Genomic DNA, 24,827 nt, shown 5'->3' with positions numbered 1-24,827 from the left:
TTGCATTGATTAGAATTTAACACCCAGTCCAAAACCAACATACCGTGCCGAAGGATCCTGCAAGTGATCATCATTACCAAAGTCAGGATCAATCAACTTCGCTTTTTTCCACATCGCGAGGTTCCGGCCAATCAGCTGCACATACGCTTCTTTTACAACCGTTCCGGCAAAAAGCGAAGAGCAATCGTACTTAATTGAAGCCTCACGAAGTTTGATAAAAGAAGCATCGAAGGTATTTACTCCTAACTCCTTCGCACGATAACCATACGTCATCGCCCAGTTAGAATACTTCAGTCCTTTCTCATTCCTGGCAAACACTCTGGTATCCGAAACGATGTTGCCATCGGTGTCATACTGAACATCACCGCTAACAACGGCAACACCATCCGGAACATAGAGTTTACCTGCGTACTCTGCATCGCGGTTGGCTACCGACTCCGGATGCTTTCCACCCCACCAGAGTTTAGCAACGGTAAGGGAAGGCATAATTCCGCCTACGCGACCATCAACCTGTGCGTTGAATTGCCAGTGTCCAACGGTAAACGTATTATTAAAACCAAACTGCCAATTCGCATTGAGATGGCCCAATTTCCGTGCAAACGGGTCACGGATAGGCAATCCACTCGCCTGATCGATAATAGTCTGTCCGTCGGGAGATTTTTCCCAAACAGTGGCATAATAGCTGTCTACACGTTCGTCTTTGTGCAGGTAACCAAACTTATCAGCACCGCCGTAAATTTCGCTGAGCACCTTCTTGTTGGTAGACCAGTTAATCGCCATGTTCCAGCGCATTTTGCTGGTCAGTACAGGAACTACGTTCACCATCAACTCCACACCGGTCGTGTTATACACGTTACCGTTTACCTTGCGGGAATCAAATCCGGACGTAATAGAAATCGGTAGATCGATGATTTGGTTTTCGTCTTTTACCTGGTAATAGGTCGCATCAATACTCAGCCGATTTTTGAAGAGTCCAATATTTCCACCTAGTTCCCATGACGTAGACTTAGCCGGCTTAATTTCACTGTTGGCCAAACCGGACGGATATGACATACCGGGAGTCGAACCATACATCGCAGTATTGGAGTAAGTATTGTACAGACTGTACACGCTCAAATCGGTCGATACCTGTGCCCAGGTTGAACGCACCTGTGCATGACTCATCCAGGAAGGTAATTTTGCAATGTTGTCGAAAACAAAACTACCCGACACCGAAGGATAGAAATACGAGTTGTTATCGACCGGAAGCGTCGATGACCAGTCGTTACGACCTGATACCGTTCCGTAAAATGCTTTAAACAGCTCGATGTTCACACTACCGTATACACTCCGGGTTGCCTTCTTTTCAATTCGGTTATCAGCTTTCACCGGCCCCAGGCTGTTACCCAGGTTGAAAAGCCCACCCGTAATCAAACCATCCGTAGAAGCATATTGGTAGTCGTAATCGTAGCTAAAAGAAGAAGCTCCGGCAAACGCATCAAGGCTGAATTTATCGGAAAAACTCTTCGTATAAGTTGCCAGAACATCGAAGTCATAATAGTTCCACTTGGTTTTCCAGTCCTCAAAATTTCCCAGCACACTGTTTCCGTAATAGAGGTAGCTTTTCGGAGTTTTCCGGTTTTCGTACTGAAAACGGTTTCGTACCGCACCACGCGCCTGTATAGATAAATTAGGCAAAAGCTGGTAATTTAGCGACACATTACTGTTGATAACGTTCCTGTCATAACCTTGCGTACATTCATAAGCCATGAAATACGGGTTATTGTACCACAGATAATTCCAGTTGGCCTGCTTGTAGTTTTCGCGACCTTTCATCCAGTAATCACGCATATCACGAACGTCAACATCGTAACCCATCCACACCACAATCGTGTACATGTGGTTCAGCGGGCCATAGCCGTGACGAGGATAATTATCGGTGTAAACTTTGTTATACGAAAGCTTGGCATCCAACGTCAGGTTATTCGAAATCTTATAGTGCGAGCTCATGTTGATGCCGGTGCTTTTCAACGAAGAGTTCGGCACCATACCTTTTTGATACATATGGCTTCCCGATAGGCGGACAGAACCTTTGTCGTTAGAAGAGCTGATGCTGAAATTGGAATTGGATACGATTCCTGTTTCCAGGAAATTCTTCAGGTTATCGGGATGCGAAACCCAGGGCGTTGCGACACGTTCGTACCGGTTCGAGTCATCGTATTTTGTTCCTTTCACCGGCCCTTTCCATTGAATCAGCTCGCCCGTTTGCAAATCTTTAATCGGGCTGTTCCACTGAACGATTTTGGTGCCCTGATCCAGCTTCGGTCCCCAAATCAAGTCGTCATCGTGAATACCGCCGCCGGCTCCATCGACAAATTTGTACTGTCCGTTGGAACCGTTACCATATTCGCTTTGCACTTTCGGAAAAGCGACAAATCCGGCGGAGAACATTTCGCTGTTGCTGACGGAAATATTCAGTTTCCCTTTAGCCGCTGTTTTTGTGGTAATCATGATAGCGCCATCTTTACCCCGTGAGCCGTATAAGGCCGAAGCTGCTGTGCCTTTCAGCACGTTAATGCTGGCAATATCATCACTCGAAATGTCATAAAAGTCAGTCGAGATAGGAATACCGTCCAGTACTATCAATGGCTTTTTCCCGCGAAGGAGAAAATCAGGTGCCTGAAATAAACCGGTTTTGGTGTGAACAGTCAAACCGGATACTTTTCCCGCGAGGGTATTCATCACGTTCACATCTTCCACCTGGGTAAGTTGTTTACCGGTTATCTCCTGCGTAGCATACCCAAGGCGCTTCTTCTCGGTTTTAATCCCCAATGCGGTGACAACTACTTCGTCAATTGCTTCAGTATTTTTATTCAGGACAACATTAATGGTTTTCTGTCCATCGATGGGAATTTCCTGAGGCTTGTATCCGATAAAGGAAAATACCAGCACGCCTCCACCCGGCGCCTGAATGGTATAGTTTCCGTCGATATCGGTTATTGTTCCGTTGGTGGTGCCTTTTATCACCACATTCACTCCCGGAATCGATTCTCCTTCCGGACTTTTAACAGACCCTTTTATTTCTGTTTGCGCAAAGGCCTGTTGTCCCGTAAGGAATCCCAGAAAGGCCAGAAACAGAAAAAGCTTTTTTTTCATATCTTTAAAACAGTTAATAAATAGGTTATTTGAAATAGCTTATTTGCATAAAAAAGGGGTTGTTGCAGCAACCCCTTTTGTTCATTTCATATTACATATCCTTCAGTTTTACCTGGTTAAATTGAGCTAGCAGCGCCTCCGGATTTCTCCTGTTTTGCTGAAGAGCATCCTCGAAACTTTGGCTTCTCTCGCTGAGGGCCGCAATGGCAATGGACAGGACTCTTTCGAGACTTTTGCGGGCATTCACCGAATTCATTTCACCACGCGCTACCTGTTTTGAATAGTATTTGTCAATCTTCCGGACGGCGTTGTATATCGATGGTTTGCGAATCACAATGCGCGTTGCCGGATTTCCCGGAGCAATCGGTTCCTTATCGGTATAACTTTCGTTGAACATATCCTTCAACGGCTCGAGTGGTGCGTCGAAACGCTCTCCATTTTCAACCGGAGACTTTCTCTTTTGATAACTATTCAGATCCGGAGAATAAAACTCCCACTTATAAGCTCTCGCAACCGCTTCCTTTTCTGCCGGATGTTTGGTTTTGAATTTCGTTCCGTTCGCATTTGCTGCAAAATCCTGTCCTAACAGCATATGCAACGGCAAGACGAACAGTAAAATCAACAATACCCCTTTCATTTCGATCAGTTTTAGTCAAAAATCTTTAAATCAGGCGGTAAAAACAGCATCATATACATGATGCCAGCATTATTTTTACCGGTTCAAAATTACGGCGGGAAAAACTGGAACGTATTAATTGCACCTTATTTAGTTATGACGAAAGCATTGAAAAGTTATGAGGAATCTATTTCAGAATTAAGTCAAAACTGTTAACAATCGATAGTCTCCATCCAAAACAGGTTGAAATACTCCCGAAGTAATTTTCTCATTTGCGCCAATCTTATTAAAACTTTACCCGGCTTTCCTCCGAATGGTTATTTTAGCCGTCAATAACAACAAACCAACTGTAGTATGAAGTCTTTCGCCACCTTGCTCACCCTTTCTATCGCGCTTCTGTGTATGGCCTGTCAGCCCGTTCCAAAAGCCGTCCGACCCGTCGAAGTGATTCCTCAGCCCTGGCAGCTGACCACCAAAGAAACGCCCGACTTCATTCTAAAGACCTCAACACCGGTTATTATTTCCGATTCCACCATGCTTCCGGCAGTGGAACAGTTGCGGCGTACAACCAAAATGAATCTTCCTGCCAGCTTTGCCAGCAGTTCACCTACCGGGAAGAAAGTCATCCGTTTTCAATACAATCCGGCGCTCGACTCGCTCACCAACGAGGGTTACACCCTTTCGATAGATCAAAAACAGGTATTAATACAATCGTCCGGGGCAGCCGGGCTTTTCTATGCGGTCGAAACCATCCGGCAGCTTCTTCCGGCAACGGTGGAAAAAGATACGCTTCCGGCACTGGCGCTTCCGGCTGTCGAAATCACCGACAAACCCCGCTTCCGGTGGCGGGGCATGCACCTCGATGTGTCGCGCCACTTTATGCCCGTCGATTTCATTAAAAAGTACATCGACTACCTGGCCATGCACAAACTCAACGTTTTTCACTGGCACCTGGTCGATGGCATTGGCTGGCGAATCGAAATCAAATCACATCCCAGGCTGACCGAATGGGGCGCCTGGCGGGTGGTTAAACCGGGGAAAATGCCCTGGCAGGATTTCGAGGTATGGAAACCGGGCGATAACCGTCCCAAGTACGGCGGCTTTTATACCCAGAAACAGATCAAAGAGATTGTTGCTTACGCGAAGAAGCGCTTCGTTACGGTAGTGCCGGAAATCGAATTGCCAGGCCATTCCGAGGTGGTTTTTCAGTGTTATCCGCAACTGCTCGGCAAGGATAAAAACGGGAAACGACTGCCGAACACCGGTGTTTACTGCGCCAGCAACCCGGCGAGTTATCAGCTGCTGGAAGATGTCATCGACGAAGTGGTGCAGCTCTTCCCGTCGAAATACATCCACATTGGCGGCGACGAAGTGAATAAGAGTAACTGGAAGAAATGCGCCTCGTGCCAAAAGCTGATGCGCGAAAAGCATCTGACGCCCAACGGTCTTCAGAGTTACTTCATCAACCACTTCGACAAATACCTGAAATCGAAGGGACGGAAGCTCATCGGTTGGCACGAAATCCTGCAAGGTAAGCTCTCCCCTACCGCCAGCATCATGTACTGGGGCGGCGCAGATGGCGTGAAACGGGTGCTCGACAAAGGCCACCCCACGGTGCTGACAACCGGTTCGGTGCTCTACTTCGACCATTACCAAAGCCTCAGCGATAACGAGCCCAGGGCATTTGGCGGTTATTCTCCGCTAAAGAAGGTATACGATTACGAGCCGCTACCAAAAAATGCCACACCGGCTGATGCTTCGCGCTTATTGGGCGTACAGGCCAATGTGTGGACCGAATACATGCCCAATGCCAAACATGTGGAATATATGGTGTTTCCGCGCATGGCCGCGCTGTCGGAAATTGCGTGGCAACAAAAAGGAACCAAAAACTGGCACCGTTTCCAGTCCAAAATGGAACGAATGCTGAGCCGCTACAGGGAACTCAACATCAACTATGCACCGAGCGCCTACCGGCCAGCCATTAACTTCTCGGTTAACCCGGAAAATAAGAAACTGAAAGTGGACATCACCACCGAACTTCCGGCCGGCATTATTTATACAACCGATGGCTCAGTGCCAACGCTCAACAACGGCATACATTATACCCAACCGTTTTTGCTCGACCACTCCACTACCGTGAAGGCGATTTCGGTAAAAGACAGTGTTGCTTTGGTGAAGCCGGAAATCAAAAAGGCCATTGTTCACAAAGCGAGGGGAGCGAAAGTGATATTGAAAAGCAAGCCAACGGCCCAATACAGCGCACACGGCGGACAAACACTGACCGACCTGGATTTTGGCGGCAACAAATGGGGCAACGGCAAATGGATTGGCGTCATTGGGAAAGATTTCGACGCCATTGTTCAGCTCGACTCGGTGATGAACGTTCACGAGGTGGGCCTGAATTGCCTGGAAGATTCGGGCGCCGGCATCCGCTTCCCGGTAGGCGTGGATGTATGGTTATCGGAAGACGGGCGAAACTACCGGCATGTGAAAAGTTGGAAACAAGCCGAACCGGCGAACCCGAAAAAATCGCCGGAAATAAAGGTAAAAACCATCAGGGTTGATTTCCCCGAACAGGCGTGCCGCTACATCCGGGTAAAAGCAAAATATGCGCATGTTCCGCACCAGGGCGTATTTATTTTCACCGATGAGATTGAGGTGTACTAGGCAAGACCGGTGAGCGCCAACCAAACTGCACTGCAGCGACTTCCCGGTTAACCCGGAATGGTTCCTGCCAAACAGTGACGACCATCGGGGCAACAAAAGAAGGCGAATGCGCCCTGTTGGAGATTCCTCCGGGTACTGAAGAAGGCAAATACACCCTGCAGGAGATTCCTCCGGACGCTGAAGAAGGCGAACACAACCTGCGAGAGGTTCCTCCGGTTACTGAAGAAGGCGAACACAACCTGCAGGAGATTTTTCCGGGTACTGAAGAAGGCGAACACAACCTGCAGGAGATTCCTCCGGTTACTGAAGAAGGCGAACACACACTGCAGGAGATTCCTCCGGTTACTGAAGAAGGCGAACACAACCTGCAGGAGATTCCTCCGGACGCTGAAGAAGGCGAACACAACCTGCGGGAGGTTCCTCCGGACGCTGAAGAGGGCGAACACAACCTGCAGGAGATTCTTCCGGGCACTGAAGAAGGCGAACACAACCTGCTGGAGATTTTTCCGGGTACTGAAGAGGGCGAACACAAACTGCAGGAGATTCCTCCGGGTACTGAAGAAGGCGAACACAACCTGCGGGAGATTCCTCCGGGCGCTGAAGAAGGCAAACACAACCTGCGGGAGATTCTTCCGGGTACTGAAGAAGGCGAACACAACCTGCGGGAGGTTCTTAATAATAAAACCAGATCGTCCGGTAATCGTGGATATTCTCGCCGCGCGAAGCCAGCTCTTCCAGGTAGTCGTAAATGGGCACATCCACGTAGTTATAGGGCGGAATGGGCTTGACATTCTTTTCCCACGGATGGAACTCATACACCCGGGAGCCGTCCGGCAGAATCATCACCAGGCGCCTGTCCTGGCCGGCACGCAGATGGTTTTTTCCCAAACGGGGAACATTAAACACCGGCTCATCGGTGCGGTCGAGGCCGGGCAGCAGACGAGCCTCTTCCTTTCGCTCCTGCAGAATGCGGGCAATGGGCACCATGTATTGCTTCGTCTCTTCCTTCCCTTTCATGTTGAAGGTGTAATACGGGTCGACACCGATTGATTTCAAATCCTTGCGCAGTTTGGCAGTTTCGAACCGTCGCGAATTCTCGACCGTAAACACCTGTTGGTTATAAACGCTGATGCCCGCTTTCCGAAGCTTTTGGACCGCCTCCATTGCTTCGGGCGTAATTTCATACGAATGTTCGAAATGCGTAACAATGGAAAGATGTAATCTTGGCGGCTGATGATATTTGGCCAGCATGGCCACCAGCTCGTCGGTGAAACGCATGGGCAGAACCACCGGCGTGCGCGAGCCAATCCGGATACGGTAAATATGCTTCTTCTCCGAAAGGGTCGCCAGGATATTTTCCAGCTGCGCATCGCGCATCACGAGCGGGTCGCCCCCGGTAATCAGCACATCACCGATGCTCTTATGACGGTCGAACCACGACAACGCATTCTGTAATTTCTCCTTCGACGCCATCGCCCGTGGCTCGAGTACCCGTTCAATCTCCCAGTTTCGCTGGCAATACACGCAAATCTGCGCACAGGTATTATACGGTTTGATAATGGCAATCATCGGATAACGCCGGGTCACCAGGTCGACCGGAGAGCAATCGTGCTCACCCATAAAATCGAACGAGAGCTTACGGCCCGGCCGCAATTCGCTCATTTTATCCACGTACTCTTTGGGCGGAATCACCTGTGCCCGGATAGCATGATCGTATCCGACCGAGATTTGCGAATCCATTAGGCTAAGATAATAGGGCGTGATTCCGAAAGCAATATGATTCTGCACGGCACGGTCGATAGTTTCCTGCTGTTCGGCCGAGAGCTCAATCAAATCAGCCAGCGGTTTCGATGATCGAATCACGTTCCGTATTTGCCACGTATAGCTGCTCCAGTCTTTTTCAGTACCCTTGAAGTGCCGAAGGATGCGCGAGCGGTTTTCGGTTCGCCAGCCAATCACTTCCTCTTGCAGTCCGGAAGGATATTTCTTGAAATATTTCAGCATGCCGGAGCCCATTTCGTCGAGGATCTCCGTTCGCAAGTGAGCCGCCTCCCGGCCTTCCATTCGGAGGAAGTCGGGGATTCCTTTCTCCACCTCTTTATCTTCAAGGTAAATATGTGACTTGCCGGTTACGCCGCGAAAAAGGTTGATAAACTCCAGGATAAACCCGACCGATATCTTCTCTTTCAGCTCGGTTCGTTGCTCCCGGGCTAATTTCCACAAACTATCCAGCGCCGAGAACTCGGTCCGAAACTCGTTGATTGGCCCAATGATACTGCGCAATACCCGTATGCACTCGCGCACAGTCGATTTTTCGAGAATATGCAGCTTATTGTCCAAATCGAAAACCTTCCGCTCGGTCCGGTCCAAATAGGCATAAAAGCTATCGCGGGCCTGTTCCAAATCGTCTGTATCTGCTAAAATCCGGTAAATATCGTTATTGGCATCCCACAACCGTTGCAAATAGCTCTCATAATCGACATCGAAATGCGATTTAAACAGGCTTACATCATCCGAAAAGATATCATCCTGCACCTTGCTTCCTGCCCATTTCAATTTCGGTACTACCTGTTTTTCCTCTCTCCTGCCGACAGAACTTTTCCTCTTATTCACTGCATGCACCATGACGTAATCTTTAAAGGTTAGCAAAAAGAAATTTCCACCTAAACACTGCTTTATACAATTTACTATAAATCTGATGATAAAGCAATTGAAAGAGTACCCCTAAAATAATTCGTTTCAGCGCTTCGCGGGAAAAAACAGAAGAGAAGAATCAGGCTTTTTGAAGCGCTATTTTCCGTTTATAATGATGGTAGACAGGATAGCCGAACACCGCCAGCAGGATAACCGCTGTACCGGCATAAAAACCGCCGGTCATCTGTTCCGACTCGCCGAAGATAAAAAAGGCCAGGAGAATGCCGTAAATCGGTTCGAGGTTAATGGTCAGGGCAACAATATACGCGGACAACTCGCGCATCACGTCAACCTGAACCGCGAACGCAAAAGCCGTACAAACAACAGCCAGCAACAGTAAATAAAACAGGTCCATGCCGGTCATCTGCAGAGAGGAAAAGTTTAGTTGTCCGCTCACCGCCAGAAACACAGAGATACCGGCAAATCCGCCCAGCATCTCGTAAAAACTAATGACCGACGCGCTGTTATGGGCAATCAGCTTTTTATTCAGCACAGTGAAAAGCCCGGCCAGGAATGCTGAAGTCAGGGCGACTAAGATTCCAGCCGTATACTGTGTCTCGAAACGGAACACCATGTAGAGTCCCGCGATGATCATCAGCCCGATAAATATATCGAGCAGGTTCAACCGACGACGATAAAACAACGGCTCCAGGAAACTGGTAAACAATGTAGTTGAGGCGAGACAACCTAATGTTACCGAAACATTCGAGATTTTAATCGCTCCGAAGAAGGTAATCCAATGCGCCCCCACAATGAGCCCAACACCCAGAATTTGTAGCAAATCCTTCCGGGAAACGCGAAAACTCTTCTTCCGGATACGGAAATAGAGATAGAACGAAACAGCCGCAATAAGCATGCGGAACCAGACCAATTGCGTGGCCGGCAACGTAATCAACTTACCAATTATGGCCGTGAATCCATAAATCAGGACTACAAAATGCAGCTTAAAATGGCTCTTCAGCGTTTCACTTTTCATTGTCAGGTTATCTGTTTCTGCAAAGGTAATGCTGAATCACAACTGCCAAAATAAATTTACGTCCGGCAGACAAAATTTTATTCCTACTTCAGAAACTTCTCACGGCGTTGCAGATTAGTCAATCCGGCCAGGAGGAATATCACGCTGCCAACCGCCAGGAAAATCCGGTTCTTCTGGGTTATCTGACTCCAGATTAGCTCATTCATATCATCGGGAATCGAGAAAGGATTCAGAAAGACATTCCACTGGGTACGGGCAAGCACATCACTCAGGATTAACAGCGCAATTCCAACAATCACCATGATGACCGCTGTTCCGTTTCCGTTTTTCACTACGGTAGACAACATAAACGACATACAACCGAGGAAAACCACAGGAAACATCAGCTGGAACGACATAGAAATAATAGGAAACGGCACCAGCGCATAGTAGCCCAGCACACAAAACACCAGCAAAAACAGCCACACCAGAACGAATATCATTACCAAACGGACCAGCCACACTTTGTAACGGTAATCAGGTATCCCGAAAAGGATTTCCAGGATACGTGCGTCAGCGTCGTTCTGAATGCCAAAAGCAGTAGGATAAAAGATGAGCAGCACCGCCGGGAAATACAAAATTCCATAAACCGACGACATGGTGTAGCCCGGCTCGTTAAAGACCAGATTAATGGCCAGCAGAATGTAAAAAACCAGCGATGCCAGGAAAAACCACAGGAACCGTCCGGCAAATATGATTTTCATATTGTACCTCGCCATACGAACAATCAAATCCAACCAGCGGTTTTTCACGATTCTATCGATATATCTTGTATTCATCTTCAAGCGTTCATTTAGTTGAACTGAATCAACTGTTTTCTTTTTGAATTCCTTTCAACAGGCACAAATAAGCCTCCTCCAGCACCGGCTTCACCATTACAGCATCAGGAGCCGGTTGGGTTGCAGAAATGTACCGGACTTTAATCTGGTCACCATCGCGCATGTGGTGTACTACCCGGTCTTTTCCTTCCATGGCATCAAATTCTCTTGCCGGAATCAGGAACTGCCAAACCAAGCCATCGGCTAATTTCAGCATGTTGTTGGGATGACCCGTATAACGCAGTTCACCTCGATTGATGACAGCTACCTGGTTACACGAACTGGAAATATCTTCGATGACGTGTGTCGAGAAAATGACCACGCGCTCACGACTCAATTCTACCAACAGATTCCGGAAGCGGATACGTTCGCGTGGATCGAGGCCGGCAGTAGGCTCATCGACAACCAGAATGCGCGGCAGATGCAGCAGGATTTGTGCAATTCCAATCCGTTGCTTCATCCCACCCGAAAACGAACCAATTTTGTCGTCTTTCTTGTCCCATAGATGAACAGCTTCCAGTACATATTGAACGCGGGCTTCACGTGCCTCTTTATCAGACAAACCTTTCAGCATGGCTTGGTAGTCAAGAAATTCCCATGCCGACATATTTTCGTACGTACCAAATTCCTGCGGAAGATAACCAATCAGTCCCTGCAGCTCTTCACGTTTGTGCTGCGTATCCACGCCATTGATCCAAACCTTACCGTAGCTTTGGTCGTAAATTCCGCAAATCACGCGCATCATCGTCGATTTACCGGCACCGTTCGGTCCCAGCAAACCAATCATACCCGTGCCAATTTCCAGCGAAACACCACGCAATGCTTTGAATGGATCGCGTTTGCGACCGATAACCGGAATCTGTTCCACCAGTTTGAAGAACAATCGGCGCAGGCCGGCAAAACGACCTTTTAACCGTTCGATGTTTACCTTGTCGCGATACAGTTTGTCGGCCGTTACTTTCACCGCCAGAACGAAATACCACAGCACGGCGATCATCACCACCGAACCGATGTTTTCCCATTTCAGATAAAACAGTACCAATGCCACTGCCGGAAGTCCCCAATACAGCAGGCGATGAATGATAATTCCCATTTTCACAGGCCGGTCTTTTCCGCTTTGCGCGGAAGAATAAGCCAGCAACAGTTGTACTCTACGCCAAATGGATAACGACATCAGGAAAACAAAGTGCGCCATGACGAACATCCACCAACCGCTGTCGAGATACGAGAACGTGAAATAGGTCAGGAAGCCCAATAGCGGCAATTCCCAGACAAAGTCGTCGAAATCGCGCCACGAATGGTACGTTTTCAGTTCGCCTTTGCGTTCGCGAATGTTCCGGTTACCCTTCCATTCACGGATAAACCGGTTGCCTCGATCGTAAATCTTCACGAGGTTCTGTATCCTAATTTGAATCGGCACATCCGAATCGATAACCGTTTCGGTGGCTTTTCGCAGACTATTTTTCACGAACCAGGTCGTTCCGGGAATCAATACCGTCAATCCAACCAGATCGACCATCTGCCACATGAAAGTATCCACTTTCGTGAAGATCAGAATACAACCACCGATATAGAGTAAAATCTGAAGGATTTGAATCCGGAGATCGAGCTTGCGCACCCAGTTAATCGCATTTTCCAGGCCAAAATAGAAGGTCGGTATAAAGATGAGCGTCAACAGCGTACTGACACTTAGTCCTCCAATTACAGTAATCGCGAACGGTGCACCAATTGCTCCGACGTATTCATTATCGCCCATCGCCAGCGGCATCATGGCCACGATGGTCGTGATAGCCGTAATCAGGATGGGGCGAATACGCGACATTCCGGCCGTAATCAGGGCCCGTTCTTTCCGGTAACCACGCTTCCGCAGAATACCGGTATAGTCAATGAGAATAATTCCGTTATTCACCACCACTCCCAACAGTATCAGAAATCCCGTTAAGGTATTCGCATTAAACAGACTGTTCCCGGTAAAAATAAGCGCCAGGAAAGAGCCGATAGCCGCCAGTGGAATGGAAAACATCAACACAAACGGAGTGGACAATGATTCGAATACCGAAGCCAGAATCATCAGGATCAGGATAAAGGCCGCCAAAATCAGGAAATAAAACTCCTGCAGATCATCTTCTTCGTGAATAACCTGAACAGCAACACCCGAAGGCAGATTGTAATTGGCTACGATCTGGTCCACTTCCATGCGGTAAGCATCGAGCAAGGTCTTCGAATCCTGCGCCTCATCGATGAAACGGTAGCGCACTTCAATCTGCTTTTCCTGGTTCACCCGGTCGATTTGTGCGTACCCTGAAGAGAAAACCACATCGGCTACCGATTGCAATTCGTGTGTACCACCATTCGCATCAGTAATGAGCAAATGCCGCAAGTCATCAGCCGAGCGCTCTTTCTTATCCTTCGCGTCTTCATCGCGAATGATGATATCGTATTCATCGGTTCCCTGTTTGAACGGAACGTTGGTATTGATTTCCGGGTTGAAAGAATTCAATTCGGAAGCGATATTGGACAAAGGAATGTCATAAGCGGTCAGCAACAGTGGATGAAACTCGAGGTGAACTTCCGGCCGGTTGTCGGAATAACTCACCTGCACGCGACGCATCGACTCCAGGTTTTCGAGATAATACTGAAAATCGGACGCCACATTCTTCATCGTCTCGAAATCCTGTCCTTTGATGAGAATGCGTTCCCAGTTGGTTCCCACTCCCAGCAACCGCATGAAGCTGGTTCCCCCACCTCCAAACGAACCGCCGCCTCCGCCGCCGCGGTTTCCGGAAGAAGCCGGCTCTTCGTCGACACTAATTTCAGCGCCGGAAATATTTTCAACGCGATTTTCCACATCGCTCTTGATTTCGGCAATGCTTCGTTTGCTGGTCTTCTTATAGTCGTCTTTCAGCGTAACCGTAACGACCGCGTTATCTTCTTCAATTTTACTAACAACATCCTGCTTTTCCTCAATCGGTTCGAGGCGTGCTTCGATTTGGGAAACAACCTTGTCGGTCGACTCGAGCGTTGAACCGGAAGGCATGGTCACATAAATCTGAAAATCGTTGGTCTCAACTTCGCTGAGGTTATTCACGCTCACCGCCAATACGATAAAAATGGTCAGGAAGAAGAAAACCAGTGCACCGATAATCGTCTTGGCCGGACTTCGGAGCGTATTCTTCAACACCATCACATATCCCTGAATCAACGGATTTCGCATCGAAACCTGGTTGAAATTGATGGAGGTACTTTTCTTCCTGGAAAGGAAATAGTGGGCCATCATGGGCACCAGCAACAGCGCCACAAACAAACTGATGGTAAGAGTCGAAATAATGGAAACCCCCACATTTTTCCCGATAAGGCTAATCAGGTAGTTATCAGAAAAAAGGAAGGGCAAAAATACCGTGATAGTGGTCAATGTAGCCGCCACAATCGAACGCCACACTTCCGTAGTACCCTGAATGACTGCCTTCGCCGGAGGAAGGCCCTGGGATCGTAATCGGTATATATTTTCGAGCACGACGACGCTATTGTCTAGCAACATCCCGATGGCCAGCGCCATTCCAACCAAAGTCAGACTATTGATAGTGATATCGGCCGCGTAGAAGAAGTTGAACGCCGAATAAACCGAAATGGGAATGGCCAGAGCAATGACCGAAACCAGCTGGAAGTTTTTCAGGAAGATCCAGAGCACCAGCACAGCCAAAAGTCCGCCCACCAGCGCCAGTTCAATAATCTGGTTGATGTTGTCCTCCATGGTTTGCGCCGTGTTGTTTTGGACGACAATCTCAATATCTTTCGAAGCCAGTTTTTCATTCAGCTTCTTAACCACATCCAGTGTTTTGTGCGAGACATCAATCAGGTTCGCCTGCGCGTCATTCACCAGCCGAACGGTCACCGCATCCTTTCCGTTGACACGGGAATAAGAAGTCTCTTCCTTTACGCCGAAATAAACATTCGCCACATCCTTCAACAGGATGGGACCATCTGCAATGACCAGATTTTCCAGCGATTTAATATCGGTATATTCAGCATTGACATGCACGATGTACTGCCGGTTCGATTGATACACATTTCCGGCGAAAGCCCGGGTACGGTAACTCTGGGCAATTTTGCTACGAATAGTCGCCGGCGTAATGCCATACGCCTCGCACATGGCCTTCTTCAGTCGCACCTCAACCGATTTTTCACGGCCGCCGTAGGCCGTTACACCTGCAACACCGTCGATGTTTTCCAGCTCAGGTACAACCTCCTGATCGGTTTCATTCCGCACTCTGTCAACACCTCCCGATCCGCGCACCTGAAGCTCCATGAACTGGTTGTTCATCTGGTCCAGGTCCACTTTCATCACGGTTACCCGGAATTCTTCAGGAAGTGACTGCTTTGCCTCATCAATCTTCTCCTGCAGCTTCAGATAGGTATATTTGAAATTGACGTTCTTCTTGAACTCAACGACAATGGTACCCCGCTGCGATTGTGCTGTGGATTGCAAATTCTCGATTCCCTGCATGGTTCCAATCGCTCCTTCCAACGGAATATTGGCCTGGTTCTCCATGTATTTGGGGTCCACCTCCGTTTGGGTATTCACCTGAACGAAAAGCACGGGCAGCTCAGCATTGGGAAACAGCTCCATCGGAAGATTTTGCCAGGAGATATATCCCAGCAAGCTCAGCCCGATGAATAACATGCTGATAAGGGTCTTTCTGTTTATAATAAATTTCATTCGTTCGCAAGTTTAGCTTGTCCGAAGGCCTGATTCGGTGCCTTTCGGACCGTCCTTATCCCGGTATTCGTTACTCCTCTTCGTCCGTCACTGTATCCAGACTACGAATCGTTTTTCCGGTAAACAGATCGTACACACATGGAATCACCACCAATGTTAGAATGGTGCTGGTTACCAAACCTCCGATAACCGCCAATGCCATCGACGACCGCAACGAAGCGCTCTCTCCGAAGCCAAATGTCAACGGAAGCAGTGCCAATATGGTCGTCAAACTGGTCATAATAATCGGACGGATACGTTGCTGTCCCGCTACCGCGATAGCTTCGCGTTTATTCATACCGCTGCGCCACAGTTGATTAATTCGGTCGACAAAAATGATGGAGTCGTTGACCGCAATTCCCACCAGCATAATCACACCGATTAGCGCCATGATATTGAACGGTTGTCCCATGATGAAGAACAACAGCACAGTTCCCACAATCGAGAATGGAATGGTGAGCAAAATGACAAATGGATGAATCAACGACTCGAATTGAGAAGCCATCACCATATATACCAGAATAACGGACAAAAGGAGTGCGAACTCGAGGCTATGCATCGAATCCTCGCGCTTTTGCTCTTCGCCGGCAATTTTAAGTTTATAATCGTTGGGTAACTGCATACCGGCCAGTTTGCTGCGCATCTGGCTGACAACTTTATCCAGCGGCACGTTTTTATCCAAATCAGCCATCACCTTTCCAATACGGTTTTGGTTAAGACGATAAATCTCTTTCGGCGAGACTGATTCTTTCAGCCTGGCAATCTCATCCAGCCGGATTACCTGTCCGTCACTGTTCAGCTCGATATTATGAAATTGATGCAGACTCATTTTCGGAGTATGAATGGTGATGTCACGCATCTCGCCTCCCTTTTCCATCTGGCCTGCATCTTGTCCTTCGAGTTGAGCAGTAATCTGACTGACCACCTGCTCCACACTGAGGTTATGCATTCCAGCCATCAAGCGGTCGACTTCCACATCTACTTCCGGATAACCGTCTTCGATGTTTGTGCGCATATTGTACAATCCAGGAATATCCTGTACTCTTGTCATCACCTGCCGGGTGAGTGTATCGATTACGTTCAAATCTTCTCCCTGTACTTCCACCACTACCGGCGCATCCTGTGTACCCAGAATGCTCTGCAACGCCGTTTCATCCTGCACAAAGTTGACTTCGAACTGCGGATTGTCTTTGTACCATTGCGAAACCGCTTCCACCACATTGCGTGAATTGTATTTCGCGTTCGGCTTCAGCACCACTTTTACCTCAGCCGTATTTTCTCCTTCAAAAACACTTTGCGTTGTTTCGGACAAATCGGAACCCGGGCCAACGCGGGAATAGATAGACTGCACATTATCGCCCAACAGTTCTTTCAGCAGCGCTTCCATTGATGCAACTCCATCCGATGTTCGTTCGAGCGGTGTGCCTTCGGGCATTTTTACCTCGATGGTGAATTCGCGACTATCGGCTTTGGGCATAAACTCACTTCCGATAAAAGGATAAAGCAAAGCTGAAATAACCAGCAGAGCAATTCCTCCGCCAATCACCCACCACCGACGTTCCAAAATCCGCGACAGGAAAGTTCCGTATCCTTTTACCTGAACGGAACGAAACTTCAATGTTGCTTCTTTCTTCCGGTAGATGCGGTGATACATCATCGGAATCAGGAATATGGCAACCACGAGTGAGGATAGCAGTGAAAAAGCTACTGTCCACGCCTGGTCGCGGAATAACTCGCCTGAAGCGCCATGCAGATAAACGATGGGCAGGAAAACCACGATGGTCGTCAACGTTGAAGCCGTGATGGCTCCTCCCACCTGCGCCGTACCAACGATAGCCGATTCGCGCACAGACAAACCGTTTTCGTGATTCCGGAAAATATTCTCCATCACCACAATGGCATTATCCACCAGCATACCAGCTCCCAACGCCAGTCCACCCAGCGTCATAATATTCAGGGTTAACCCATTAAAGTACATCAGGTTGAAGGTGGCAATGATGGATATGGGAATGGCGAGGCTGACGATAAGTGTCGTTCCAAATCTTCTGAGGAACAGAAACAGCACAAACACAGCCAAAACAATACCGATGAGAAGCGTATTCTTCACCTCATTAATAGCACTCTTAATAAACGTTCCCTGGTTGCTTACTACTGTGAAGTGGTAGCCCGGAAGCGCTTTGGTAATCTTGGCCAGTTCCTCGTTGATATCCTGAACCGCTTTTACGGTATTGAACCGCGTTTCCTTGTAAATCGCCAGCCCAATACAACGCTTTCCGTTGACACGGACGATGTTTTCAGGCTCTTTATTCTGATAAGAAACATGAGCAATTTCCCGCAAGAAAATAGGCGCTTTCTGCATTGTCTCACTACCAGCCACCGGCGCTTTATAACCGACAACCAGGTTGTTGAAGTCGTCGATATCGCGCAGCATGCTCACGCCTTTTACGATGTACTGCATACCGGTTTCGGTAATGGAACCACCGGAAATACTTCGGTTAAATGCTTCGATCTTCTGACTCAGGTCATCCATCGTCAGGTTGAAAGCTTCCAGTTTATACGGATCCGTGTCAATGCGTACTTCCCGCTCTTCCTGTCCCGCTAACTCTACCTCGGCAATACCTTCCAGCCGAATCAGTTCGTTCCGGATATAGTTTTCAGCCACTTTCCGCAAGTCATTCATATCGGAAATCGACTCGTTGGAAAGACCAACGATCATGACCGGCGCTGTATTCGGATCGTGTTGAGTGATATTCAGCTCATCAATTTCGCTGTTCTGCGAATAGTTCGATAAAGCTTTCTGCAAATCAAGAAAAGCTTCGTCCATATCTTTTCCCCACGCATATTCGACGGTTACCTGTGCCGAACCCGTGCGGATAATCGAAGAAACCTGTGTGACTTTGCTTTGGCGGATGGCCAGCGCTTCGATGTTTTTCACAAACAGCGTTTCCATCTCTTCAGGCGGACGTTCACCCGATTTTATCTCCACGTACAACCGGGGCGAGTTCAAATCGGGAAACAGGTCAATTCCCAGCCGTTGGTACGAGATGATACCAAGCAACAGGATTGCCAGTACCGCCATCAACACCGTAACCGGATAATTCACCGAAAAATTCGTTAGTTTTCTCATAGAAATATGATTTTCCTGGTCAGCGGAAGCTGCCGGAATAACTACTTAACTACCTTTACTTTCGACCGGTTACGCAATGTCTCAAAACCTTTGGTAACCACCCGGTCGTTTGCCTTCAGGCCGGAAGTAACCTGCACCTGGTCCGCATTTTCCAGTCCGGTTTCGATAACCCGCTGCTGCGCCGCACCTTTCACGACGATATAAACCGTTTTTCCGCGGTTACCCGAAACGATAATGTCTTTAGGAATGACAATGGCACTATCTCTACGCGCTACCTGAATGTCAGCCTTCACAAACATTCCGGGACGCAATTTCAAATCGGGATTATCGATGCGGATTTTCCCAATGAAAGTCCGGGTTTCGCTGCTCACAACCGGCGATAGTTCACTGATTTTTCCCGAAAGGGTATCTTCCGGAAGGGTATAATTGGTAATATCAACATCCTGTCCAACCTTCACTACGGAGAGGTTTTTCTCGGGCAGATTCACCTCCATATTGAGCGTGTTGTAATCCATCAGGGTAGCAACTGCTGTTCCCGAAGCAACGCGTGTTCCATTGGTGTAATCAGGCAAATTGACCAGAATTCCGGCAAACGGAGCCCGGATATCCATCTTCGCCAATTGCAATTGCGCGTTTTCGTAATCCTGCTTTGCCTGGCTCAACGATACTTCCGAGTTTTTCACTTCACGAAGGGTGACGCCACCTTTTTCGTAAAGCGACTGCTGCTTCTCATGCTCCAACTTGGCAATCTCGTAATTCAGCTTCTTGGTTTCGAGCGAAACTCCGTTTTTGTATTCCTCATCCTCCAGCTTAACAATCGTCTGCCCCTTCTGCACCTTATCGCCTAAACGGAAAGGGTGCCCGGTTTTCGGATTGCGCTGCAGGTAATAGTTACCAGCCATCTCTGTACTCAACGTGGCTTCGCTTGCAGCTTTCGTCGTTCCTGTTGTGCTAACGTATTGAACAATCGAGCTTTTCTTCACATCCTGAACTGAAACCGGGATGGCCAGTTCGTTATCCGTTTGGTTATTCTGATTGCCACATGCTGCCATTACAGGTAAAAGAGCAGCAAGCAGCCATTTATTCGAGATCTTCATGTTACAAGATTTTTCAGGAATGGTTATTTCGTTTGGCTATCGCGATATTCTTTCAGAAATTCTTCGGGTACAACCGATTTTTTCGCCTCGAAGTCGTATAGCGTTTGTACCTTCAGGTTCAACAGCTCAATGCGATAATCGATAAGCGATTGCGCATAAGCCATTTTCTTCTCCGAAAGCTGTGTTTGATACAGGTTCAAATCCATACTGGTCAGGTCGCCGTTCTGGTAACGTTCCAGGTTAATATCATACGTCAACTGTGCGTTCTTCTCGTTGATTTTAGCAATGTCAATCTGGTTTTTCATATTCTGAAGACTTCTCACCACTTGACGAATGTCCAATGTAATCTGAACTTTTTCATTGCTCAGGTTCAGTTCCTGCGTTTTAATCACAGCTTCCTGTGCCTTAATTTGAGCCTTCTTTTCTCCCCAATCCCACAAAGGAATATTGAACGCCACGTTTACCCGAGGATTCCGCGTTGGATTTCTGTACACATCCTTCAACTCCTGGTTGTCACCCAACAAACCATAGGTAATACTGACATCCCCGCGAAATTCATTAGCTGCCTTCACCTGGATCAAGTCGAACTGTGAATTCTGAACATTAATCTCGCGTTGACGAATCTCCATGCGGGAAGCCAAACCGTGCTGAATCGCTTTTTGCTGATCTACAGCTACCGGCTTCACTTCCACATCGGTCATCACGGTGATATCTTCATAAATATCCATACCGATGTACTGCTTAAACTGGTCTTTGTAATTCTCCAGGGTCACCCGTTGATTATCCCGGTCAGAGCGTGCTGTTTCCAGGTTCACCTCGGCCTGGTACAGTTCTTCCTGGGCAGCCAGTCCTGCATCCACCTTATTTTTAATGATATCGTAGCTCTTCTGCGTGTTTTTGTATTCATCTTCTTTGATGTTCAGGCTCATTTGCGCCAGATAAACATTGTAGAAGAATTGGGACACATTCTTTTCGAGGTTTAACCGCTGCATGGCATAGCTCAACATGGCATTTTCGTTATCCAGCTCCAGCTGTTTCAGTTCCATTTTCTGCCTGTTGTAGGTGAACAACGGTTGTGTAAGACTAAGATAGAGGTCATTATAGAATGATTTATCCCGGACGCCCGAGTACTCACTGTAACTGTTCCTCCAGCCAAATCGGTTGTTGAGCGAAATGGTTCCATCGGTGAGCAAAATCGGCTGCTCAACCGTAAACGTTCCATAGGTTTGGAAATTTTCCGTGGTGTTCCATTGCGAGATCAAATCGTTGAATTCCCGGCTCTGGCTGTATTGAAGAGGGTTCAGATTCAGCGAAAACTGGGATTTCATGGAAGCCCGTTTCGCATTCAGCGATTCGCTCGTCCGTTCCAGGTTCAGCCTCGAAGCAATCAAATCGGGGCTGTGCTTCACTGCGATTGCCATGGCATCATCGAGGGTCAGAATTTTTTGTGCATGCAACGGCAAAGTCACTCCCAGCAACAACAATAAATAGAGATACTTTAGTTTATTCATGGATTTTCAGGTTATTTTTCTTTGACCAGTTTCACTGCATCGGCATACACGATACTGGCGTCGGTTTTATTCGTTAATTCAATTTTCGCGGTATCAGGTGAGAAATAGTAAGCTCCCAGTTCAACCCAGCCGCCATCGGTGCTTTTAATATCAACTACCGGATGATCTTCTCCATCATCGTGATGAATGGTGTAAGTGTATTCGCCTTTGTCCTCACCCCGCCAACGCATGTTGATTTTCGGGACGTAAGCATACACGGTGTAATAACCGGACTCCTTAACAGGAACATTCCAGATAGCTTCACGATCGCCTGTACCTCCTTTGGTATAATAGGCCGAACGAACCGTTTTCCCATAGAAATTGGTATTGGTCGTTAAGGTCCATTCCACCGGCGGACGCCAGAAGTTCAAACCTTTGTACTTCTGATCCTCGTTATCCACGAGCTGAGCCTCAAAAATCTTTTTCAGGAAACTGCTCGACTCGGGTTGTATCAGTTTGAATTCAGGGTCTTCATTATCGACAATCGTCTCATTTGGGGCAGTTCCATCTTCATAATCAATCACCTCTTCCCCATTGAACGGAGTCCGTTTTTCGTCCAACTCAATTTTCTCAAAACGCTGTGTCAACACAGACGGAATATTGGCTGATGCGAACGTGTTGGTCATCATCATACGGGGCTCTTCGTTGAGCAAGATGCCAACTCGTTTGGTTTGATGAGGTGCGATAGCAACAATCCGCTCTACCGTCTCTTCATCTCCGCCTCCGCCGAAACGTCTTCCCCTCCGGCCCTGACCGCCCAAACGGAAGGTAAATTTCACCACACCGGGTTCTTTTCCGGTATTTGACAAGTGGAAAGTCACCATCGTTGGCGTCCGGTCGCCATCTTTCACTTTCACAGCTTCCACATCAGTAACGAGGTAACCCGGTAACTCTTTCGAATTGTACCAGGAAGAAAGATAATCGTCGAGTTGCAGATTGAATGAAGAGGCCAAATCTGTTTTCAGATCATTGATTCCGGTTTCCCGGAAACGGCTTTTCTCCAGGAAGGAATTCAGCACGTTATCGAACTTATCTTCGCCGGCAGCCGCTTTCATCAGCGCAAACAGGAATTCACCTTTCGTTTGAATGATGTTATCCACAATATCCGGGTCGTCCTGATTCTGCAATACCTGTGCAAACGATTTATCCTGAAGTTCCATGTTTCCACGCTCATCGCTCGACATTCCCATGAAATTACGCATGAAACCGGGGCGATCATCCGATGTGCGCTCGACCAGATATGATTCGAGCACGCGGTTCATGATGGGATACTTCGGTGAATTGATTTCATTCACGTAAGTGTAATAATCGGGAAAGAGAAAATACGGATTCGGATTGTCATCAAAGTTTCGTCCTGGGCCTCCGAACCGCATACGAAATCCGCGGCCTTCATCAGTTGATAACAATGCTCGGTTCACAAAATCGCGGAAAAGGTTCTCTTCCGACTCCCGTTCTGTAACACTTTCGTTGGTATGTCGGCTCCTGCGCTCGGCCCAGCGTTTCGACAAAGCAAAGTTCGCTCCGGAAACCATGTAACCGCCTTCCGGCAGAAAGACCATTTCGGGCTGTACCTGCTCGCGGGCAACCGTCCACAGATGCGAATAAGAATAAAACTGCACCGGTACTTCCACCAGCTCGAGCCGGTTAAACGGATACCGCAGCTGCAATTTAGCCTCAAATGTACTTTTCAAATCACGGATAACCGGTGCCAGTGAATCCTTTACTTCCGTGAAGAATTCGTCGAAACGGTTATGTCCTTTCAGGTAAGTCAGGCTATATTGGATACTATCGACGGTGATGGAACGGGTTTGGTAATTTCCCATCACCAGCGAGATCTGTTGCAACGGCTCTTTATCGCGGAAGGTTATTTTACCATCCTGAGCAATTGTTTTCTCGCCCTGCGACAATACCTTCAAACTATCATTGGCCGGTTCTACGGTAAGCGAAAAACGGGTGAATTCCTTGTGCAACCAGCCCAGTCCTTTTGAGGAGTAAGTAATTCCGGGCGTTGGGTACCAGCGCGTTTCAGGAGTCAATAATACATAGTTGCTCTGCACAAATGCGTGCCGTTTATCGATGGTTGCATTGTCTTCCAGCGTAATCTTATCAAGTCTTTCCCGGTCGTAATCGAGGTAACACAACGATTCGTCGATGGTACCGGCATATTGCACTTTTACATGCAAGGAATCACCCGGTGCAACAGCATCTTGCGGCTTGAGCTTCAACAGCTGCTGATCACGTTCGAATCCGGCACCTTCCACATTGGTCACCTTCAGTCCGGGATTCAGCGTCAGAATGATTTCTTTTACCGGTTCACTGGTCGTATTTTTCAGTTGCATATCGGCAGTAGCGACAATCAAATTTCCGTTATGCTTCACGTCCAAATCGCAACGAGTCATTTGCATCACCGGAGCCTTGGCGTACTGGTCATTCAGTGCAATCATTTCCTTCCGGTGATTGTCGAACTGACTAACCCGGTTTACATAGAAAAATCCTAAGACCAGCGCGAAAATCAGCGAACCGACTCCGACAACGGTCACAACTCCGTTTACGGTTTTCGATTGATTCAACCGCTTCAGCAACAGAATGGTCAGACAAATGAAGCCAACACCGAGGAAGAAATAGATTCCGCGTTGCATCAGCAAGCTATTCAGGTTACCAAAGCCCACGAAGTCGGACCAGGTGAGCGGCAACCGGTAAGCCATGTAATCAAACAGGAAATGGGATTTTCCCTGCAGATAGAAAAGCGTTGCCGCGATGTAGCCCAACAGCAGAATAAAGGTCAACGCCTGGTTCCGGATAACCGACATCAGTAAAAAGGCCAACCCCAGAATGAACAACAGTGTAGGCACACTTACCAGGAAGAAATAGTAAAAATAGGGCATCAACCGGAACGCACTGTACGGCGAAATCAGGTTGAAAACAGCTACCATCACCAGTGCAACTACATTCAGCAACAGGAAAACATACAGGTTCCCCAGCGTTTTCCCAATCACGTAATCGGCGTTCGACATAGAACGCATGTAGATAACCTCGGTGGTGTCAAGCTTTTTATCCCTTTTCAGGAAGTCGGATGCCAGAAAAATCGCGATAATGGCCTGCGCCATATTAATAATGTACAGGTTCATGAACGGAACCTTCGCTGGCAGGGCAACCATATCGTCGAACGGAAATCCGACTTTAGTTTGATAAAAGAGGTTGAAAAAGAAGACAAATACCAGCGCCAGGATGGCAAAAATCCGGAAAAACCAACTGCGGAACAGGGTTTTGGATTCGTATGTGGCTACGGTACGAATATGGTGAAGTGATGCCATGATCGTTGTTTCTTTAGCGTTAGGATTTTAAGATAATA

At 47.9% G+C, this 24,827-nt stretch carries 13 protein-coding genes; 3 read left to right on the top strand and 10 right to left on the bottom strand.

Annotated elements, in window-relative coordinates; all coding sequences use genetic code 11:
• Positions 1-9 precede the first annotated feature (9 nt).
• Positions 10-3,135, bottom strand: coding sequence for a SusC/RagA family TonB-linked outer membrane protein (locus AC060N_RS06615; protein WP_479526388.1), 3,126 nt, complete (start codon positions 3,133-3,135; stop codon positions 10-12).
• A gap of 91 nt (positions 3,136-3,226) precedes the next feature.
• Complete coding sequence (locus AC060N_RS06610) at positions 3,227-3,772, bottom strand: hypothetical protein (protein ID WP_479526387.1); 546 nt, start codon at positions 3,770-3,772, stop codon at positions 3,227-3,229.
• Positions 3,773-3,829: 57 nt separating this feature from the next.
• Here AC060N_RS06610 and AC060N_RS06605 point away from each other — a divergent pair, with 57 nt between their 5' ends.
• The 3 genes from AC060N_RS06605 (at position 3,830) to AC060N_RS06595 (ending at position 7,206) form a co-directional block, all read left to right on the top strand.
• Positions 3,830-3,967 carry a hypothetical protein gene (locus AC060N_RS06605; protein ID WP_479526386.1) on the top strand — a complete coding sequence of 46 codons (138 nt, stop codon included), beginning with the start codon at positions 3,830-3,832 and terminating at the stop codon, positions 3,965-3,967.
• A 138-nt stretch (positions 3,968-4,105) separates the two neighbouring features.
• The gene (locus AC060N_RS06600; RefSeq protein ID WP_479526385.1) at positions 4,106-6,418 is read left to right on the top strand and encodes a beta-N-acetylhexosaminidase; all 2,313 of its coding nucleotides are present in this window, start codon (positions 4,106-4,108) and stop codon (positions 6,416-6,418) included.
• 74 nt (positions 6,419-6,492) lie between these two features.
• Positions 6,493-7,206, top strand: coding sequence for a hypothetical protein (locus tag AC060N_RS06595; protein WP_479526384.1), 714 nt, complete (start codon positions 6,493-6,495; stop codon positions 7,204-7,206).
• Here the strand turns inward: AC060N_RS06595 and AC060N_RS06590 are convergent.
• From AC060N_RS06590 to AC060N_RS06555, 8 genes are all read right to left on the bottom strand, one after another.
• On the bottom strand, positions 7,091-9,043 hold the full coding sequence (locus AC060N_RS06590) for a KamA family radical SAM protein (protein ID WP_479526383.1): 1,953 nt from the start codon (positions 9,041-9,043) through the stop codon (positions 7,091-7,093). The genes AC060N_RS06595 and AC060N_RS06590 overlap by 116 nt on opposite strands.
• A 148-nt stretch (positions 9,044-9,191) precedes the next feature.
• Positions 9,192-10,088: a DMT family transporter gene (locus AC060N_RS06585; protein ID WP_479526382.1), complete on the bottom strand. Its 897-nt coding sequence runs from the start codon at positions 10,086-10,088 to the stop codon at positions 9,192-9,194.
• Between the two features lie 83 nt (positions 10,089-10,171).
• Positions 10,172-10,906: a hypothetical protein gene (locus AC060N_RS06580; RefSeq protein WP_479526381.1), complete on the bottom strand. Its 735-nt coding sequence runs from the start codon at positions 10,904-10,906 to the stop codon at positions 10,172-10,174.
• A gap of 28 nt (positions 10,907-10,934) precedes the next feature.
• The gene (locus AC060N_RS06575; RefSeq protein ID WP_479526380.1) at positions 10,935-15,662 is read right to left on the bottom strand and encodes an efflux RND transporter permease subunit; all 4,728 of its coding nucleotides are present in this window, start codon (positions 15,660-15,662) and stop codon (positions 10,935-10,937) included.
• 70 nt (positions 15,663-15,732) lie between these two features.
• Positions 15,733-18,828, bottom strand: a complete 3,096-nt coding sequence (locus AC060N_RS06570; protein WP_479526379.1) for an efflux RND transporter permease subunit — start codon at positions 18,826-18,828, stop codon at positions 15,733-15,735.
• A gap of 41 nt (positions 18,829-18,869) precedes the next feature.
• Positions 18,870-19,925, bottom strand: coding sequence for an efflux RND transporter periplasmic adaptor subunit (locus AC060N_RS06565; RefSeq protein WP_479526378.1), 1,056 nt, complete (start codon positions 19,923-19,925; stop codon positions 18,870-18,872).
• Between the two features lie 23 nt (positions 19,926-19,948).
• Positions 19,949-21,436, bottom strand: a complete 1,488-nt coding sequence (locus AC060N_RS06560) for a TolC family protein (protein ID WP_479526377.1) — start codon at positions 21,434-21,436, stop codon at positions 19,949-19,951.
• An 11-nt stretch (positions 21,437-21,447) separates the two neighbouring features.
• On the bottom strand, positions 21,448-24,789 hold the full coding sequence (locus tag AC060N_RS06555; RefSeq protein WP_479526376.1) for a golvesin C-terminal-like domain-containing protein: 3,342 nt from the start codon (positions 24,787-24,789) through the stop codon (positions 21,448-21,450).
• Between the last annotated feature and the right edge of the window lie 38 nt (positions 24,790-24,827).

The organism is Prolixibacter sp. DSM 2831, assembly GCF_056493735.1.
This window is presented reverse-complemented; position numbering and strand designations above follow the sequence as displayed.

Coding starts and splice junctions, on each gene's coding strand:
- AC060N_RS06565 (WP_479526378.1), bottom strand. CDS start 19,925: ATGAAGATCTCGAATAAATGGCTGCTTGCTGCTCTTTTACCTGTAATG.
- AC060N_RS06610 (WP_479526387.1), bottom strand. CDS start 3,772: ATGAAAGGGGTATTGTTGATTTTACTGTTCGTCTTGCCGTTGCATATG.
- AC060N_RS06615 (WP_479526388.1), bottom strand. CDS start 3,135: ATGAAAAAAAAGCTTTTTCTGTTTCTGGCCTTTCTGGGATTCCTTACG.
- AC060N_RS06605 (WP_479526386.1), top strand. CDS start 3,830: ATGATGCCAGCATTATTTTTACCGGTTCAAAATTACGGCGGGAAAAAC.
- AC060N_RS06575 (WP_479526380.1), bottom strand. CDS start 15,662: ATGAAATTTATTATAAACAGAAAGACCCTTATCAGCATGTTATTCATC.
- AC060N_RS06555 (WP_479526376.1), bottom strand. CDS start 24,789: ATGGCATCACTTCACCATATTCGTACCGTAGCCACATACGAATCCAAA.
- AC060N_RS06600 (WP_479526385.1), top strand. CDS start 4,106: ATGAAGTCTTTCGCCACCTTGCTCACCCTTTCTATCGCGCTTCTGTGT.
- AC060N_RS06585 (WP_479526382.1), bottom strand. CDS start 10,088: ATGAAAAGTGAAACGCTGAAGAGCCATTTTAAGCTGCATTTTGTAGTC.
- AC060N_RS06590 (WP_479526383.1), bottom strand. CDS start 9,043: ATGGTGCATGCAGTGAATAAGAGGAAAAGTTCTGTCGGCAGGAGAGAG.
- AC060N_RS06570 (WP_479526379.1), bottom strand. CDS start 18,828: ATGAGAAAACTAACGAATTTTTCGGTGAATTATCCGGTTACGGTGTTG.
- AC060N_RS06580 (WP_479526381.1), bottom strand. CDS start 10,906: ATGAATACAAGATATATCGATAGAATCGTGAAAAACCGCTGGTTGGAT.
- AC060N_RS06560 (WP_479526377.1), bottom strand. CDS start 21,436: ATGAATAAACTAAAGTATCTCTATTTATTGTTGTTGCTGGGAGTGACT.